The organism is Bradyrhizobium sp. CCGUVB14 (assembly GCF_024199935.1).
Lineage (GTDB): Bacteria > Pseudomonadota > Alphaproteobacteria > Rhizobiales > Xanthobacteraceae > Bradyrhizobium.
Genome location: NZ_JANADS010000001.1, coordinates 9,612,771 through 9,629,775, shown reverse-complemented (window position 1 = coordinate 9,629,775; position 17,005 = coordinate 9,612,771). Strand labels below are relative to the sequence as shown.

The following is a 17,005-nucleotide window of genomic DNA, read 5'->3' as shown; positions in this document are numbered from 1 at the left end:
AAAAGAAAAAAGCGCGCGCGGCCGTTGGTTTCGGGACGGGCAGCCGCGCGCGCCAAGCAAGAGGAGTTCGGGGCGCTCCTCTCTCAAGCGGCGTCAGTGAGCAAGGACTGGCGCCGGTTGAACATGAACACGATCAGGGCAAGTACGATCATGACCAGACCTGCGATCATCTTCAGCGCGGCTGAGGTCGAGGTCTTGGGCACGCGGATCGCATCCGGTGTGACAGGAGCCGGCCGCCTTGCTGCAGGCTGGCCTGCATCGGCGCGGCGCTCGCGCAACTGTGTCGGCGTCAGCTGCGGCCGTTCGCCGAACACCTTCGCGAAATCCCAGCCCGCCGGCAGGTTGATCGGAAGCTCACTGAGCTTGAGCGGCTGGCCTTCGGGACGGCTCGGTGTCTTGTCGACCGCGACAAGGCTGGTCAGTCGCGTGACGATCTGATGGTCGAGCGCCAGCGCAAGGATCGCCTTGTCCGTGTCTTCCGGTGTCTTCTCGCGGAGCGTCCGCGCCACCTCGGCGTCGCCGATCTTGCGCCTGGCCCAGAGCTTTGACAGGCCCTTGCCCTCGGCGGCATTTTGCAGCGGCAATGTCACCGACCACGGCCGGTCGCCGACGCGGCCCTTGATTTCCAGCGCGCCAGCGAGCTTGTCGAGCTTTGCTGCGAGCACAAGCGGCTCGTCGCGATAGACGTCGGGAATGATCGCGGGCGTGACGTCGGCTTTGGCGTCGGAGAATTTTGCGGTAAGGCCGGTCACGGCGGGGTTCTCCAGCTTGGCGAACAGGCCGCGCATGCGCTCCTCGACCTGCTCGACGGAGCCGATGTGGGTGAAGGCGCCGCGGCCGAGCTCGGAAGCCCGCGTCATCAGATAGGTGTTGGGCGCGGAGCCGATGCCGACCATGAAGATGCGCGAGCGGCCGCGCATCGCGGTGATGGTCTCGAACAATTGCTGTTCGTTGCCGATCGCGCCGTCGGTGAGGAACACGATCTGGCGAACCATGTTGGTATCGCCGATCTTGTCGGTCAGTGCCGCACGCATCGCCGGCACCATCTCGGTGCCGCCACGCGCCTGCAATGCGCCGACGAATGACGTCGCTTCGCCGACATGGGCGGTATCGGCCGGCACCGAGGTCGGAAACAGCACGTCCATGGTGTCGTCGAAACGGATCACGTTGAAGCGGTCGTTCGGCTGGAGACGGCCGAGCGCATAGAGCAGGCTTGCCTTGGCCTGTTCGATCGAGGTGCCGCCCATCGAGCCGGAATTGTCGATCACGAACACCACTTCGCGCGGCAGCGGCTTCTGTGTTGCCTGCTCGGCGGCCGGCGGCGTGACGAAGGCGAGCAGATAGTCGGCGTCGCCGACATGCTCGCGGAACAGGCCGACCGACGGCGCCTTCTCGGCCGCCGGCTTCCAGGTCAGCTCGAAATCGCGGTCGGCCGGCACGGTGCCGTCGGCAAGCGTCACGACTCGCGTCGTGTTGTCCGGGCTCTCGATCTTGACGTTGTGATGGTGGCTCTTCACCTCGCCGAGCGCAAAGCCGGCTTTCAGGTGCACCGCGATGCTGGTCGGATTGATCGGCGCACTCTTGGCGGGATCGAGCACCGGCGGCGAGATGCGGTCACGGTCGGGCACCGGATCGGAACTGGTTGCGCCCCAGCCGGAGCCGTCCTTGCGGAAGTCGACGCTCTGCACGATCGGCGCCGGATTGTAGCGCGGCCCGACCACGAGCGGCACGCGCAGCGAATATTCGTTGCCGGATTGATGCACCGGCTCCTGATATTCGATCTGCACCAGCACGGTTTCGCCGGGGCCGACATTGGCGACCGAATTGGTGAAGATGTTCGGTCGCTCCTGCTCCGTGAGCGCGGCCTTCTGTCCGTTGCGACGCGCCTGTTCGTAGATCACGCGCGCCTGTTGCCGCTCCTTGATGTCGCCGACGATGACGCGGTCGCCGACCACCATCTTCAGCGTGTCGACGGCGCCGTCGGCGGCAAGCGGGTAGACATAGGTCGCCTCGACCCAGTCCTTGGTCGGGTTACGGAAGACCTGCGTGACGCGCGTGCGCAGCGTCGGGCCGGACACCGTGATGTCGACATCGATCCCGAGACGGATGGCTTCGGTGGTGGCGCCGTCCTCCTTCAGGAGGAGGCTGCCGGACTTGGCGTCGCCGGGCTGGAGCAGGCCGGCCTGCTCGGTCGTCGCAGACCAGGAGGTCTCGAAGCTCACCAGCAGGGCCACGAAACTGACCAGGAGCACGGCGATGCTTTGCGCCAGAAGGAACAGACCGACCTTGATCAGCCTCCCGAGCCAGGGGTGTTCGTGGCTGTCAACCGCGTCGTAATTGTCCATTTGGCCTGCTCCCGAAAGTGTTTCACGCCCCTGAGCATCGGTCGGGAGGGGGCATTGTCGCGAGCAGATTGATCGGCAATGTTCCGCCGCGGCTGGCCTTGCCGGCTGCCGTCTTGGCGGCCATGTCCGGTTTTGTGCTGATTTGTCCGCCCTGCTAGACTGGCCGCAGTGGAGCAGGGTTAACGATGCAGACGCCGGATAAACTCAACGACGGGCAGCTTTCGGACGAACAAAGCCGCGAGGTTGCGGAGACGATCCGCGAGGAAATCGCAAGGCGCCGGATTTCGCGGCAGGCGCTGGCCGAGCAGGCCAAGCTCAGCCTGTCGACGCTGGAGAAGGCGCTCGGCGGCCGCCGTCCGTTTACCCTGGCGACCACGGTCCGGCTCGAGCAGGCGCTGGGCGTGTCGCTGCGCAAGACCACGGTGACGCCAGCGCCCGTGGCAGGCAACGACGTCGCGCCTGACAGCCTCGGCTCCTATTCGCATCGCGCCGTGACCTGGCTGGAAGATGTCTACATCACGCTGCGGCCGTCCTTTGGCGACAAGGATGCGATCTTTGCCTATCGCACCGAGATCGTCTGGGAGCCGAAGGTCTCATCCCTGGTCTTCCGCGAGGGCGAGCGGACCGATGCGGCCTATGAGCACACCGGCGAGGTTGCCGTGCCGCATCAGTCGGGGTTCATCTACCTTGTCATCAACAAGCATGGCCAGCATCGCGTGATCACGGTATCGCGGCCAACCGTGTCCGGCGCGATGTATGGCATCATCTCGACGCTGCGCGCCGGCGCCGGCTCGCAGCTGACGCCGGTCGCGGCACCCATTGCCTATGTGCCGGCACGGAATATCGCCGATCCGGCTGTGGGCCGGATCGCACCGGACCAGGTGAATTACAAGCTGTATCGCGATCACCTTCGGCGTACCGTCGACGAGTCTTTTGCGCTGTTTTTGCCTGCCTGAACCTGCGCCCGAATTGGCGTCCCGCGCGATCATGTTGAGGGGTGAAATCCGGCATGAAATCCGGCTTGGGTCCCGACCGGCCGCTGTTCTCCGTCATCATCCCGCTCGAATCTCACCGCGGGCAATGGGAGCAATCCTGGCTCGGCTGGACGGCGCAGACGGCGGACCGGTCTCTCTATGAGATTATTCTGGTCGTGCCGCGCGATTTCACGGCGCTCGCGGAGCTGAAGCAGCTCGCGGGCGACCGGGCGCACCTCGAATTCGCCGACTCCGTTCACGATATCGGGCTCAGCGCAATCGGCGCCTCCAGGGCGCGCGGCCGCTATCTGTTCTTTACGGAATCGCATTGCCGGCCGGAGCCCGACGTGATTGCGCTCTGCATCCGCGCGATCGACGATCATCCCGATTGGGCCGGGTTTTCCTGCCGCTCGGTCCCGATCTGCCACAACCGCCTGTCGGAGGCGGAGGCCGCGATGTACCAGGCCGACATCGAGTTCGGCATGAAGCAGCATCCCTGGCGCAAGGTGCTCGACCAGTGCTTCGTGACGCGGCGTGACGTCTATGAGGAGTGCGGGGGCCTGCGCGAAGAGCTAGGTCATTTCGCCGAATGGGTGCTCGCCGCCGGATATTTTGCGCGGGGTTACGCCATCGGCTATCTCGAGGAGGCGCGCTTCCATCACTATTACGTCGGCCGGATCGGCGAGCTGAAGACGTTCACGCTCGATTTCGTGCAGGGCGAGATCCGTTATCTCAGCGAGGATCGACACGATCCGGGCTGGGAGCTGCTCGAGATTCCCCGCGAATGGAGCGAGCCGTACAATTTCGATGGTGCGCTTGCCCTCCATGCACTGAACGCGCTGATGCGCTACGGGGGCTGGAGGCGGTTCGACGAGAAGCTGCGGGCCATGTGGCGCTGGACCGCGCCGGCGCTGCTCGGCGATATCCGTCCACGTCTCGCCGCACGGTTCGCCGTCGTACATGCACGATCGATGTTGACGGGACTGGCGGTGGTCGGGTCGAGCGACGCCATCGCCCATTGGATGAAACGCTACATCGCATCGCTGATCCGCCTGCAGCGGCTCGAATGTATCCGTCGCGTTCGCGGGCACGTCAGGCCTGCGCCGAAACTGCTCGGCGATCACGTTCTCGCGCAGATCGGATTTCACGCCGAGGAGACGGCGGCCGGCTACACATTTCGCTGGAGCGAGCCGCAGGCGGCCGTTCGCATCAAGGGAACGGCTGGGCGCAATACGGTCTGCATCCAAAGCCCTGCGCTGCGTGCGCCGCTCGACAAGATCGGCACGCAATTCTATCTCGACGGTGCGCCTGTGGATCCCGCCGCGATCGAGATCGGTTGCGACCGCTACACGCTCAGCCTGGATCTGCCGAAATCAGGCGTCGCCACCCTGGCATGGGCCTGCCCCGTGCTCAGGGGTGTCGGCGATGCGCGCCGTCTCGGCCTTTCCGTCGTGGCCATCGATGTGAGCCGGGACGTGCGCGACGGCGATCAAAAAGATGGCGGCCTTTCGACCGCCATCCCGCGCGTGTCGGCAATTTCCGATCGCAACTAGCCGCTCGGTTCTGCGCTGATGATGGGGCCGAACAGCTCCCACTGGCCGCTCTTGAACCGCCACATCTTGAGCTGCTCGATCGGCGCAAAGTCGGTGGCCGAGGTGTTGATCGTGATCCCCGGAATCAGCGTGTCCGGGGTGAAGTCCTTCAGGCTGGCGGCCTGCTTCATAACGTTCTCGCGGGTGAGATTGTCGCCCGCCTGCTTCAGCACCTGCACCATGGTCTGGGCCGCGGCATAGCCGTAGACCAGATTGGCGTCCGAGATGTTCGCGCCGGGCATGTACTTCTCGATGAAGGCCATGAACTTCTTCATGCCGGCATCGTCCTTCCACTGCGGGTCCGAGGCATCCTTCAGATAGCCGGCCGAGAGCACGCCTTCGGAGGCCTCGAGGCCGGCAGGCTTCATCACCGCGCCGATCGACACCGATACGTCGGTCATTAGATGCATCGGCTTCCAGCCGAGCTCGGCGATCTTCTTGATCGCTTGCGCCGCGAATTTGGGCGTCGCGATGTTGACGAACGTATCGGCGCCGGTGTCCTTGAGCTTGACGATATGGGCGTCGATCGACGGCTCCGACGTCTCGTAGCTTTCTTCGGCCACGATCAGCTTCGAAGCCTTGTCGCCGAACACGTCCTTGATGCCGGCAAGGTAGTCCTTGCCGAAATCGTCATTGGCATAGAAGATCGCAACCTTCGCGTCCGGCTTCTCCTTCAGAATGTATTTGGCGAAGATCCGCGCCTCGACCCGATAGCTCGGCTGGAAGCCCATGGTCCAGGGGAAGTTGTGCGGATCGTTCCACTTGCTGGCGCCGGTGGCAAGGAACAGCTGCGGCACCTTCTTGGAGTTGTGATATTTCTGCACGGCGGTCTGGGTTGGCGTGCCCAGCGCGTTGAACACCAGGAAGACCTCGTCGCTCTCGATCAGCTTGCGGATCTGCTCCACTGTCTTCGGCGGCGAGTAGCCGTCGTCATAGGAGATCCAGTTGATCTTGCGGCCGTTGATGCCGCCCTGATCGTTGATCATCTTGAAATAGGCTTCCTCGGTCTTGCCGATGACGCCGTAAGCGGAAGCAGGTCCCGAATAAGCCTCGACATTGCCGAGCTTGATCTCGGTGTCGGTGACGCCGGTGTCGTACGCCTTCTGGGCGGACGCGCCCTGGATCGTGAGCAGCGTCAACGCGGTTGCTGCGGCAAGCAGGGAGAGTTTCTTGTTCATGAAATTTCCTTGCGATTGTTCTGGGTTGGAGCAGGCACGTCGAAAAACGAAAGCGCCCGCGAGGGGCGCTTTGATCAGGCGTTGGCGACTTTCTTGTCGACCTCGGAAGCGACCGAGAATTCCTTGCGCAGGGTCGGCTTGTGGATCTTGCCGGTGGCATTGCGCGGCAGCGCATCGACGAAGCGGACCTGGCGCGGACATTTGAAGCGCGCGAGATTGGCTGCGCAATGCGCAAGGACATCAGTCTCGGTCAATCGCTGCCCCTGTTTGACAGCAACGATGGCGAGGCCGACTTCGCCCCATTGCGGATCGGGAACGCCGATCACGGCTGCCTCCGCGATCGCGGTGAGCTGATGCAGGACGTTCTCGACTTCAGCGGGATAGACGTTCTCGCCGCCGGAGATGTACATGTCCTTCCAGCGGTCGACGATGTAGTAGAAGCCTTCGTCATCCACGCGTGTCGCATCGCCGGTGTGCAGCCAGCCGTCGGTGAAGGAGGATTTGTTCGCGTCCGGCCTGTTCCAGTAGCCGGGCGTGATGTTCGGTCCCTTGACCCAGAGTTCACCGAGCTCGCCGACATCGGCATCGCTTCCGTCCGGGCGCACGATCCGAACCTCGGTGTGCAGCACCGGCTTGCCGGCAGAGCCGGCCTTGCGCGCCGCGTCCTCGCGGTCGAGCACCAGCACGGCCGGCGACGTCTCGGTCATGCCGTAACCCTGCTGAAGCGCGACGCCGCGCGCCTCCCACACCTTCAGCAGCGGCACCGGCATCGGCGCGCCGCCGACGCCGCAGACGATCAGCCGGGAAAGATCAGTTGTCGCGAAGGCCGGCTGCTGCGCCATGAATTGATAGATCGCGGGCACGCCGAAGAACACGTTGATGCCCTGCGCGGGATCGTTGATCAGGCCGAGCGCGATGCCGGGATCGAACGCGCGCATGATGATCACGGTGCCGCCGGCATGCAGCACGGGATTGGTGTAGCAGTTGAGCCCGCCGGTGTGGAACAGCGGCAGCACGGTGAGCAGCACCGAGGACGGTCCGATACAGGCGGGCCCGCCGAGATTGACGCAATTCCAGAAGGTCATGCCATGGGTGATGGTCGCGCCCTTCGGATGTCCCGTCGTGCCCGACGTGTACATGATGGTCGAGACGTCATCGAGCGTGATGTCTTCGGCGCGATCGAGCAGTTTAGCAGAGGCGATGCCGGCCTCATAGCCGCCGCCGGGGCCAAGCAGCAGGCTGGTGGCGACGTTGCAGAGCTTTGCCACAGTGAGCGCCGTCTCGGCGAGATCGGTGTCGTGGATCATCACCTTCGGCGCACAATCGGCGGTGATGAATTGAAGCTCGGGAACGGTGAGCCGGGTGTTCAGCGGCACGAAGACCGCGCCTAGCCGCCCGCAGGCGAACTGCACCTCCAGCGTGTCGGTCGTGTTCAGCGCTAGTACCGCGACGCGGTCGCCGCGCGAGACATTCAGCGTGTGGCGGAAGAACGAGGCGAGGCGCGAGACGCGGGCGTCAAGCTGCGCATAGCTGAAGCGGCGCTCGCTCGCGAGATCGATGGCCGCGACTCTGTGAGGTGCGCGGCGCGCATGATGAGCGATCCAGTCGTAGTAACGAACGGCCAAAAATCCCTCCCTCGGCGGTCTTGTGCCACCTGAATTTTATTGCTGTGCACCATGCCCGGCATGGCCCTGGGAGGCCAGCCGGAGTTTTGTGCAGCAGTCTTTTTTGATTTGGAGTTGGCCTGCGGGGGACGAAAATCGTCTTGCGTTGAGTTGCTAGGTTGCGGGCCGGCGAGGTGCGACGAACCACCCAGCCACTCGGCGCAAGTGGGCCGCCAATGTTCCGGCCATGGTGGAACGCGAAGAGAGTCGTCGAAGGCGCGCATGCCATGAAGAGCCCGTTCTATACCGCCGAGCACGACGCTTTCCGCGACGTCATGCGTCGCTTCGTCGACAAGGAGATCGCGCCCTTTGCCCATGAATGGGACGAAGCCGGCGAATTCCCCCGCGCGCTCTATCGCAAGGCGGCCGAGATCGGCCTGTTGGGGCTCGGATTCCCCGAGGAATATGGCGGGATCGCCGCCGACCAGTTCATGAAGATCGTGGCCAGCCAGGAGCTGGCGCGGGCAGGCGCCGGCGGCGTCAGCGCCAGCCTGATGAGCCACACCATCGGCTCGCCGCCGATCGCACGCGCAGCGCGGCCCGAGGTCAAGGCGCGGGTGCTGCCGCAGGTGCTTTCCGGCGAGAAGATCTCCGCGCTCGCCATCACCGAGCCGGGCGGCGGATCGGACGTTGCGAACCTGCGCACCAAGGCGCGGCGCGACGGTAATCACTACGTCGTGAGCGGCGAGAAGACCTTCATCACCTCGGGCGTGCGCGCCGATTATCTGACCGTTGCGGTGCGTACCGGCGGCGAGGGCGCCGGTGGTGTGAGCCTGCTCCTGATCGAGGGCGATACGCCCGGCCTGTCGCGCACCAAGCTGAAGAAGATGGGCTGGTGGGCCTCGGATACCGCGACGCTGCATTTCGACGAGTGCCGTGTGCCGGCCGACAACCTGATCGGCGAAGAGGGCCAGGGTTTCAAGATCATCATGCAGAATTTCAACAGCGAGCGGATGGGCATGGCTGCGGGCTGCACCGCCTTCGCGCGGGTCTGTCTCGACGAAGCGATCGCCTACGCCAAGGAACGCAAGACCTTCGGCAAGCCGCTCGCCCAGCACCAGGTCATCCGCCACAAGATCGTCGACATGGCGCAAAAGGTCGCGGCGTCGCAGGCGATGCTGGAACTGCTGGCCTGGCGGCTGGAGCAGGGCGAGAGCCCGGTCGCCGAAATCTGCATGATGAAGAACCAGGCGACGCAGACCATGGCGTTCTGCGCCTCGGAAGCCGTGCAGATTTTCGGCGGCGCCGGCTTCATGCGCGGCATCAAGGCCGAGCGCATCTATCGCGAGGTCAAGGTCAACGCCATCGGCGGCGGCACCGAGGAGATCATGAAGGATCTCGCCAGCCGGCAGATGGGGTTGTGACGAGGAAAGTAAATGCTGTTCACTGCCGACCACGACGAGATCCGTCGCTCCCTGCAAAAATTCATCGCCAACGAGATCAATCCGCATGTCGATGAATGGGAGAAGGCTGACATCTTCCCGGCGCACGAGCTGTTCAAGAAGATGGGCAGCCTCGGCTTCCTCGGCCTGAACAAGCCTGTCGCGTTCGGCGGCTCCGGCCTCGACTATTCCTATGCGCTGATGATGGCGGAGGAGCTCGGCGCCATTACCTGCGGCGGCGTGCCGATGGCGATCGGGGTGCAGACCGACATGGCGACGCCGGCGCTGGCACGATTCGGCTCGGACGAGGTGCGGCGCGAGTATCTCGCGCCCTCGATCGCGGGTGACAACGTTGCCTGCATCGGCGTCTCGGAGCCCGGCGCGGGTTCGGACGTCGCCTCGATCAAGACCAGTGCGCGTTCCGACGGCGACGACTACCTCATCACCGGCGGCAAGATGTGGATCACCAACGGCACCCAGGCCGACTGGATCTGCCTGCTGGCCAATACCGGCGACGGCCCGGTTCACCGCAACAAATCGCTGATCTGCGTGCCCATGAAGGCCAAGGGTGTCACGGTCGCGCGAAAACTCGACAAGATGGGCATGCGCTCCTCCGACACCGCGCAGATCTTCTTCGACAATGTCCGCGTGCCCAAGCGCAACCGGATCGGCGAGGAGGGCAAGGGCTTTACCTACCAGATGATCCAGTTCCAGGAGGAGCGGCTCTGGGGCGCGGCGGCCTGCCTGAAGGCGCACGAATACATCATCAACGAAACCATTGAATACACCCGCAACCGCAAAGCCTTCGGCCAGAGCATCCTCGACAACCAGATCGTGCACTTCAAGCTCGCGGAGATGCAGACCGAGGTCGAGCTGCTGCGCGCGCTGATCTATCGCGCCGCCGAGCAACTGGTCGCCGGCGAGGATGTCACCAAACTTGCGACCATGGCCAAGCTGAAAGCCGGCCGGCTCGGCCGCGAGCTCACGGACGCCTGCTTGCAATATTGGGGCGGAATGGGCTTTACCAACGAGACGCCGGTCAGCCGCGCCTATCGCGACAGCCGCCTGACCTCGATCGGCGGCGGCGCCGACGAGGTGATGCTGATGGTCCTGTGCAAGATGATGGGCACACTGCCGGGAAGTAAGGGGAAGGCATCATGATCACGCTCTATCATTGCGACGCCGCGCGCTCGTTTCGTCCGCTCTGGATGCTCGAGGAGATGGGACTGCCGTATGAGCTGAAGATGCTGCCGTTCCCGCCGCGCGTCTTCGCCAAGGAATATCTCGCGCTCAATCCGCTCGGCACGATTCCCTTTATGGTCGATGGCGAGACGAAGATGACGGAGTCCTCCGGCATCTGCCACTATCTCGGTGTCAAATACGGTCCGACGCCGCTGATGCTGCGCTCCGAGGATCCCGCCTACGGCGCCTTCCTGAACTGGATGTATTTCAGCGACGCCACGTTAACCTTCCCGCAAACGCTAGTACTTCGTTACACGCAGCTCGAGCCGGAGGAGCGCCGCAACCCGCAGGTCGCCACCGACTACGCCAAATGGTTCCTGGGTCGGCTCCGCGCCGTCGAGGCAGCGACAGCGAATGCCGAAACCTTGTGCGCGGGACGCTTCACCGCCGCTGACATTGTCATCGGTTACGCGCTCCGGCTTGCCGAGAGTATCGGGCTTGCCAAGGATTTCGGGCCGAATGTCGCAGCCTATTGGGCGCGCCTGCAGCAGCGCGACGGCTTCAAGCGCGCGGTAGCTGCGGAGCAGAAGGCCGGCACTGAACAGAATGTTGCGCCGCGCGTGCGGGCGTAGTGGTCGTCCCGGCGAAGGCCGGGACCCATAACCACAGGGAGAAATTTCGCGAAGATTGGTCATTCGGAATTAGTGCCATCCGCATCGATAGACCTCGCGGTATGGGTCCCGGCCTTCGCCGGGACGACGAAGAGTTCCGGGGCGACTGATCGTCGTCCCGGAATGGTAATCTTTTGCGCGGCATGACAGCGCTATCCCGCCGTGACAGCGCCCAAATTTCCGCTAAGGTGACCTCCGTCCGCAGCGGCCAAAGAGCCGCGCGAGGAGGAACCCAATGGAAGACACGGGTCGCGAATCCGACCATCTGATGCTGATCACGCCGGAGCGGGTGTTTTATGCCGGCTTGCTCGGCAGGCCCCGCAAGCGGACCCCAGGTTGCTGCCACGTCTATGTCGCCGTGAAAGGCAGCCTGCATCTGACCATCGACGACGTTCTCGCCACTGCCGAACTGTTCGTCACCCTGCCGAACCAGCGGCACTCCATCGCCAGCGACTACCGCACTGCAATCAGCGTGACGCTCGAGCCCGAAAGCATGCCGGACGGCGTGATCGAGGCCTTGGCCCAGCGACTGATGGGACCGGACCGTGCGGTCTATGCCCGAAAAATCCTCGCCGCCTACGCGCTGCTGCGCCAGCGCCGTTATGGCGACATCAGCACCGCCGAATTCGACGAGATGTGCTTTGGCGAGGCGCTGCCGCGCCGTGTGCTCGACCCGCGCGTCACGCGCGCCGTCGCCCGCATCGAGCGCTTCTCGGGTGAACCGGTAACCGCCGACACCTGCGCGGCCGAAGCTGGTCTGTCAGCCTCGCGCTTCCTGCATCTGTTCAAGGAAGAGACCGGCATCTCGTTCCGCTCCTTCCGGGCCTGGAAGCGTGCGCGGCACCTGCTGCACTTCGCCAACCAGGATCTCAACCTCGCTCATCTGGCGCAGGATATCGGCTATCCCGATAGCACCCATTTCAGCCATTCGATCCGCCGCTTCTACGGATTGAAGCCACGCGCGATCTTCGTCGGCTCGCGCGACCTCGCGATCTATCGCAGCAGCGAGACGGTGAGGCTCGCGGAGGCGAGTTGACACTCTCGTAGGGTGGGCAAAGGCGCAAAGCGCCGTGTCCACGACCTCTCGGCAATTGGCAAAGATGGTGGGCACGCTTCGCTTTGCCCACCCTACGAAAGCTTGCCGTTTCTTCAGCTTCTCCGCGCAAGAAGCCGCATGTCCTGCATCACATGATCACCCACGTTGAATTCTCAACGTGCGAGACATCAGTGGTATGAGCGACAAGGCCGTCATCACCTGCGCGCTGAACGGCGTGCTCACCGACCCGAAGCAGCACAACGTGCCCGTGACGCCCGAGCAGATGGCGCGCGAGGCCAAGGCTGCATTCGATGCGGGCGCGTCCATCATGCACATCCATCTGCGCCAGCAGGCGCCGAACAAGGGTCATCTGCCGTCCTGGGAGGTCGCCGTCAGCAAGGAGATCCAGCAGGCGATCCGCGAAGCCTGCCCCGGCGTCATCATCAATCACACCTCGGGTGTGTCTGGCCCCAACTACAGCGGCGCGCTCGATTGCATCCGCGAGACCAGGCCGGAGATCGCCGCCTGCAACGCCGGCTCGCTGAATTACCTGAAGGTGAAGGCCGACAATACCTGGGCCTGGCCGCCGATGATGTTCGACAACGCGGTCGAGAAGGTGAAGGACTATCTCGACGTCATGAACGCGGTCGGCACCATCCCCGAGTTCGAATGCTTTGACGTCGGCATCGTTCGCTGCGTCGGCATGTACCACCAGGTCGGCATGTACAAAGGTCCGCTCGAATATAATCTCGTCATGGGTGTCGCATCGGGGATGCCGTCGGACCCGGAGCTGCTGCCGATCCTGATCAAGCTGAAGCGTCCCGAAGCGCAATTTCAGGTCACCGCGATCGGTCGCGAGGAGATCTGGCCGCTGCACCAGCGCTGCGCCGAGCTTGGCGGTCACTTACGCACCGGTCTGGAGGACGCGTTCTATCTCGCCGACGGCAAGAAGGTGACGTCGAACGGCCAGCTGATCGAGGCCATCGCCGCCTGCGCCCGTCGCGCCGGCCGCGACATCGCCAGCCCCGCCGAGGCGCGGAAGATCTTTGGGACGAACAGGTAGTTACACACTCGGTCATTCCGGGATGGCCCGAAGGGCCAGGCCCGGAATCCATAACCACGATCGGGAGTATGGATTCTGGGCTCGCGCTCCGCGCGCCCCGGAATGACGGGCAGGAGCTTTGATGTCCATTCTCGAAAACACCATCTCCCCCGGCAGCGCCGCCTACCATGCCAACCGCGACGGCATGCTCGGCCTGATCGACCGCATGCGTGGGCTGGAAGAGCGCACGCGCGCGGCGTCGGCTGCGGCCAAGGATCGCTTCCACAAGCGCGGCCAGCTGCTGCCGCGCGAGCGCGTTGCGCTGGTGCTCGATCCCGGCGCGCCCTTCATCGAGCTGTCGACGCTCGCCGGCTACATGTTCGACGTGCCGGATGCGAGCAAGAGCGTGCCGGGCGGCGGCGTCATCGCCGGCATCGGCTTCGTCTCGGGCATTCGCTGCATGGTCAGCGCCAACGACGCCGGCATCGATGCCGGTGCGCTGCAGCCTTATGGCCTCGACAAGACCATCCGCGTTCAGGAGCTCGCACTGGAGAACAAGCTGCCTTACGTGCAGCTCGTCGAAAGCGCCGGTGCAAATCTGCTGCGTTACCGTGTCGAGGACTTTGTTCGCGGCGGTAACATCTTTCGCAACCTCGCGCGGCTCTCGGCGGCGGGTCTCCCGGTCGTCACCGTCACGCATGGCTCGTCCACCGCGGGTGGCGCTTACCAGACCGGGCTGTCCGACTACATCGTCATGGTCCGCGGCCGCACCCGTGCCTTTCTCGCCGGGCCGCCGCTGCTGAAAGCCGCAACCGGCGAGATCGCCACGGAAGAAGAGCTTGGTGGCGCCGAGATGCACACCCAAATCTCCGGTCTCGGCGACTATCTCGCCGAAGACGATCGCGACGCGCTGCGCATCGCGCGCGAGATCATGGCGGCGCTGGAATGGGAGCGGCCGGGCCGGGCGGCATCGGAATTCAAGCCGCCGCGCTACGACCAGGACGAATTGCTCGGCATCATGCCGATGGACCACAAGCGCCCGGTCGATATGAAGCAGGTGATCGCGCGCATCGTTGATGACTCTGATTTCACCGAGATGGCGCCGAATTATGGCCCGGCCACCGTCTGCGGCCATGCGCGTGTCGAAGGCCAGGCGATCGGTATCATCACCAACAACGGTCCGCTCGATCCCGCCGGCGCCAACAAGGCAACGCATTTCATCCAGGCCTGCTGCCAGACCCGTACGCCGATCCTCTATCTCAACAACACCACCGGCTACATGGTCGGCAAAGCCTATGAAGAAGCCGGCATGATCAAGCACGGCTCCAAGATGATCCAGGCGGTGACCTCGGCGACGGTGCCGCAGATCACCATCTATTGCGGCGCCTCGTTCGGCGCCGGCAATTACGGCATGTGCGGGCGCGGCTTCCATCCGCGCTTCTGTTTCTCATGGCCCAATGCCAAGACCGCCGTGATGGGCGGAGAGCAGGCCGCCGAGACCATGGCGATCGTGACCGAGGCCGCCGCAGCGCGCCGCGGCAAGCCGGTGGAGAAGGAGAAGCTCGATGCCATGAAGGCGCAGATCATCGGCGTGTTCGACGGCCAGATGGACGTGTTCTCGACCAGCGCGCGCGTGCTCGACGACGGCGTGATCGATCCGCGCGACACGCGCGCGGTCCTTTCCGAAGTGCTGGCGATCTGCCGCGAAGGCGATTCGCGGTCGCCACAGCGCATGCAATTCTCGGTGGCCCGGCCATGAGGAACGGATCAGTGCAGCACCGGCCGTTCTTCAAGGTCCTGGTCGCCAATCGCGGCGAGATCGCGCTGCGTGTGATGCGCAGCGCGCGGCAGCTTGGGCTTGGCGTCGTCGCGGTCTATTCGGATGCCGATCGCGATGCGCTCCACGTGAAGCAGGCCGATCAGGCGGTGCGGATCGGCGAAGCCCTGCCGGCGCAGTCCTACCTCAACATCCCCGCCATCATCGCAGCCGCCAAGGCGAGCGGCGCCGATGCCGTACACCCCGGCTACGGCTTCCTCGCCGAGAACGAAGACTTTGCACAAGCCTGCAAGGATGCTGGTCTCGTCTTCATCGGCCCGTCGCCGCAGGCGATCGAGGCGATGGGCAACAAGGCCGGCGCCAAGGAGATCATGAAGAAGGCCGGCGTGCCTTGCGTGCCCGGCTATCAGGGTGCCGACCAAGGCGACGAGGTCATGCTCGCGGAAGCCAAGAAGATCGGGTTTCCCGTCATGATCAAGGCCGTCGCGGGTGGCGGTGGGCGCGGCATGCGGCTCGTGACCGACGCCGCGTCGTTCGGCGATGCCCTGCGCAGCGCACGGTCGGAGGCGAAGGCGGCGTTCGGCGATCCCACCGTGATTCTCGAACGCGCAATTCAAAATCCCCGCCATATCGAGATCCAGGTGTTCGGCGACAGCCACGGCAACGCCATCCATCTCGGCGAGCGCGACTGTTCGGTGCAGCGCCGGCACCAGAAGCTGATCGAGGAGGCGCCGTCGCCGGCGGTGACGGCCGAACTGCGTGCGAAAATGGGCGAGGTCGCCGTCGCAGCCGTGAATGCATTGCGCTACGAGGGCGCCGGCACGCTGGAGTTCCTGCTCGATGCCGGCGGCGAGTTCTATTTCATGGAGATGAACACGCGTCTTCAGGTCGAGCATCCCGTGACCGAGGCGATCACCGGGCTCGATCTCGTCGAGCTGCAATTGCGTGTCGCGCGTGGCGAGCCGCTACCGGTGAAGCAGCAGGACATCAAGTTCTCCGGTCATGCCGTCGAGGTGCGGCTCTGCTCGGAAGACGCCGCGCAGGATTTCATGCCGCAGTCTGGCCGCATGGCGCGCTGGCAGGTGCCTGATGGCATCCGTGTCGAGCATGCGCTGCAATCGGGCTCTGAGATCCCGCCGTTCTACGATTCCATGATCGCCAAGGTGATCAGCCATGGCGCGACACGTGAGGAGGCGAGGGGGCGGCTGATCGTCGGACTTGAGCAACTCACGGCGTTCGGCGTGACGACCAACCAGGCGTTCCTGATGTCGTGCCTGCGTCATCCCGGCTTTGCCAGGGGCGAGGCGACGACGGCGTTCATCGGCGCGCATCGCGACGAACTGTTGGCGCCGCGCGCGGATGCTGCGTTCGATACGGCGCTGGCAGGCCTGCTGCTCTACGTCACCAATCCGCGCGCGCCGGCGTGGCGGAGTGGCCGGAGCTTGTCGGCGACGTTCCCGCTACCTGCCAAACTCGAAATCGCGGGCCACACGCATGAACTTGAAATCACTCGCGAGCGCGATGGCAGCTTCACCGTCATCGCCGGCGGTCGCCAGGACAAATTCGAGATCGACCAGCTCGATTCCGGCTCGATCCGCTTCCGCCATGACGGCGTGACAGACAGCTCAAAATTCCTGCGCGACGGCGACCGGCTCTACGTCCAGCACCGCGGCATCCCGCTCGCGGTCACCGATCTCACGCTCGCTGCGCCGAAGGCCGCAGCAAGCAATGGCGGTGACGGCAAAGTCCGCGCCGCGATGAACGGCCGCGTCGTCGCCGTTTTCGTCAGGCCGGGTGACCGCGTTACCGCCGGCCAACCGGTGATCACGCTGGAAGCGATGAAGATGGAGCACGTCCACAAGGCCGGCATCGACGGTGTGGTCGCCGCGATCGATGTCGCCGAGGGCGAGCAGGTGACGACGGGACGGATCGTGGCGGAGATCGGGGCGGCTGGCGCTGCGAGCGCGGTCTCGTAGGGTGGGCAAAGGCGCAAAGCGCCGTGCCCACCAACATGGGCGATTGGGCGCGAACGGTGGGCACGCTCCGCCACCCTACGGCGCCGCGGTCAAAAATTCGGAAATCAAAATAATCTCAATGTGATGTTGTCCCAACGTGCCGTGGATTGCCTCGAGCATCACCAGCGGCGAGTACTCTCCGACGAA

The 17,005-nt window shown here is 64.4% G+C and carries 12 protein-coding genes; 9 read left to right on the top strand and 3 right to left on the bottom strand.

Annotation, left to right across the window (positions count from 1 at the left end; translation table 11 throughout):
* Window positions 1–83: 83 nt before the first annotated feature.
* Window positions 84–2,345 (bottom strand): marine proteobacterial sortase target protein, encoded by a 2,262-nt coding sequence (locus NLM32_RS45055; protein ID WP_254135059.1) that lies wholly within the window; start codon window positions 2,343–2,345, stop codon window positions 84–86.
* Window positions 2,346–2,530: 185 nt separating this feature from the next.
* Between NLM32_RS45055 and NLM32_RS45050 the strand changes: the two genes are divergently transcribed.
* Together NLM32_RS45050 and NLM32_RS45045 are read left to right on the top strand one after the other, a co-directional pair.
* Window positions 2,531–3,301 (top strand): helix-turn-helix transcriptional regulator, encoded by a 771-nt coding sequence (locus tag NLM32_RS45050; protein ID WP_254135058.1) that lies wholly within the window; start codon window positions 2,531–2,533, stop codon window positions 3,299–3,301.
* Window positions 3,302–3,354: 53 nt separating this feature from the next.
* Window positions 3,355–4,872, top strand: a complete 1,518-nt coding sequence (locus tag NLM32_RS45045) for a glycosyltransferase family 2 protein (RefSeq protein ID WP_254135057.1) — start codon at window positions 3,355–3,357, stop codon at window positions 4,870–4,872.
* On the opposite strand, the gene NLM32_RS45040 is transcribed toward NLM32_RS45045, so the two are convergent.
* Together NLM32_RS45040 and NLM32_RS45035 are read right to left on the bottom strand one after the other, a co-directional pair.
* Window positions 4,869–6,089, bottom strand: a complete 1,221-nt coding sequence (locus NLM32_RS45040; RefSeq protein ID WP_254135056.1) for an ABC transporter substrate-binding protein — start codon at window positions 6,087–6,089, stop codon at window positions 4,869–4,871. The two genes, NLM32_RS45045 and NLM32_RS45040, sit on opposite strands and share 4 nt — an antisense overlap.
* Window positions 6,090–6,163: 74 nt before the next feature.
* On the bottom strand, window positions 6,164–7,714 hold the full coding sequence (locus NLM32_RS45035) for a long-chain fatty acid--CoA ligase (protein WP_254135055.1): 1,551 nt from the start codon (window positions 7,712–7,714) through the stop codon (window positions 6,164–6,166).
* Between the two features lie 266 nt (window positions 7,715–7,980).
* Between NLM32_RS45035 and NLM32_RS45030 the strand changes: the two genes are divergently transcribed.
* From NLM32_RS45030 to NLM32_RS45000, 7 genes are all read left to right on the top strand, one after another.
* Window positions 7,981–9,117, top strand: a complete 1,137-nt coding sequence (locus NLM32_RS45030) for an acyl-CoA dehydrogenase family protein (RefSeq protein WP_254135054.1) — start codon at window positions 7,981–7,983, stop codon at window positions 9,115–9,117.
* A gap of 12 nt (window positions 9,118–9,129) precedes the next feature.
* Window positions 9,130–10,296 (top strand): acyl-CoA dehydrogenase family protein, encoded by a 1,167-nt coding sequence (locus tag NLM32_RS45025; protein WP_254135053.1) that lies wholly within the window; start codon window positions 9,130–9,132, stop codon window positions 10,294–10,296.
* On the top strand, window positions 10,293–10,949 hold the full coding sequence (locus tag NLM32_RS45020; protein ID WP_254135052.1) for a glutathione S-transferase family protein: 657 nt from the start codon (window positions 10,293–10,295) through the stop codon (window positions 10,947–10,949). The genes NLM32_RS45025 and NLM32_RS45020 overlap by 4 nt, the downstream gene beginning before the upstream one ends.
* Window positions 10,950–11,223: 274 nt before the next feature.
* Window positions 11,224–12,024, top strand: coding sequence for an AraC family transcriptional regulator (locus tag NLM32_RS45015; RefSeq protein ID WP_254135051.1), 801 nt, complete (start codon window positions 11,224–11,226; stop codon window positions 12,022–12,024).
* Window positions 12,025–12,220: 196 nt separating this feature from the next.
* Window positions 12,221–13,087 (top strand): 3-keto-5-aminohexanoate cleavage protein, encoded by an 867-nt coding sequence (locus NLM32_RS45010; RefSeq protein ID WP_254135050.1) that lies wholly within the window; start codon window positions 12,221–12,223, stop codon window positions 13,085–13,087.
* A gap of 121 nt (window positions 13,088–13,208) precedes the next feature.
* A complete protein-coding gene (locus NLM32_RS45005; RefSeq protein WP_254135049.1) occupies window positions 13,209–14,825 on the top strand; it encodes an acyl-CoA carboxylase subunit beta in 1,617 nt (538 codons plus the stop codon).
* Complete coding sequence (locus NLM32_RS45000; protein WP_254135048.1) at window positions 14,822–16,819, top strand: acetyl-CoA carboxylase biotin carboxylase subunit; 1,998 nt, start codon at window positions 14,822–14,824, stop codon at window positions 16,817–16,819. Before NLM32_RS45005 ends, NLM32_RS45000 begins: the two co-directional genes overlap by 4 nt.
* The last annotated feature ends 186 nt before the right edge of the window (window positions 16,820–17,005 follow it).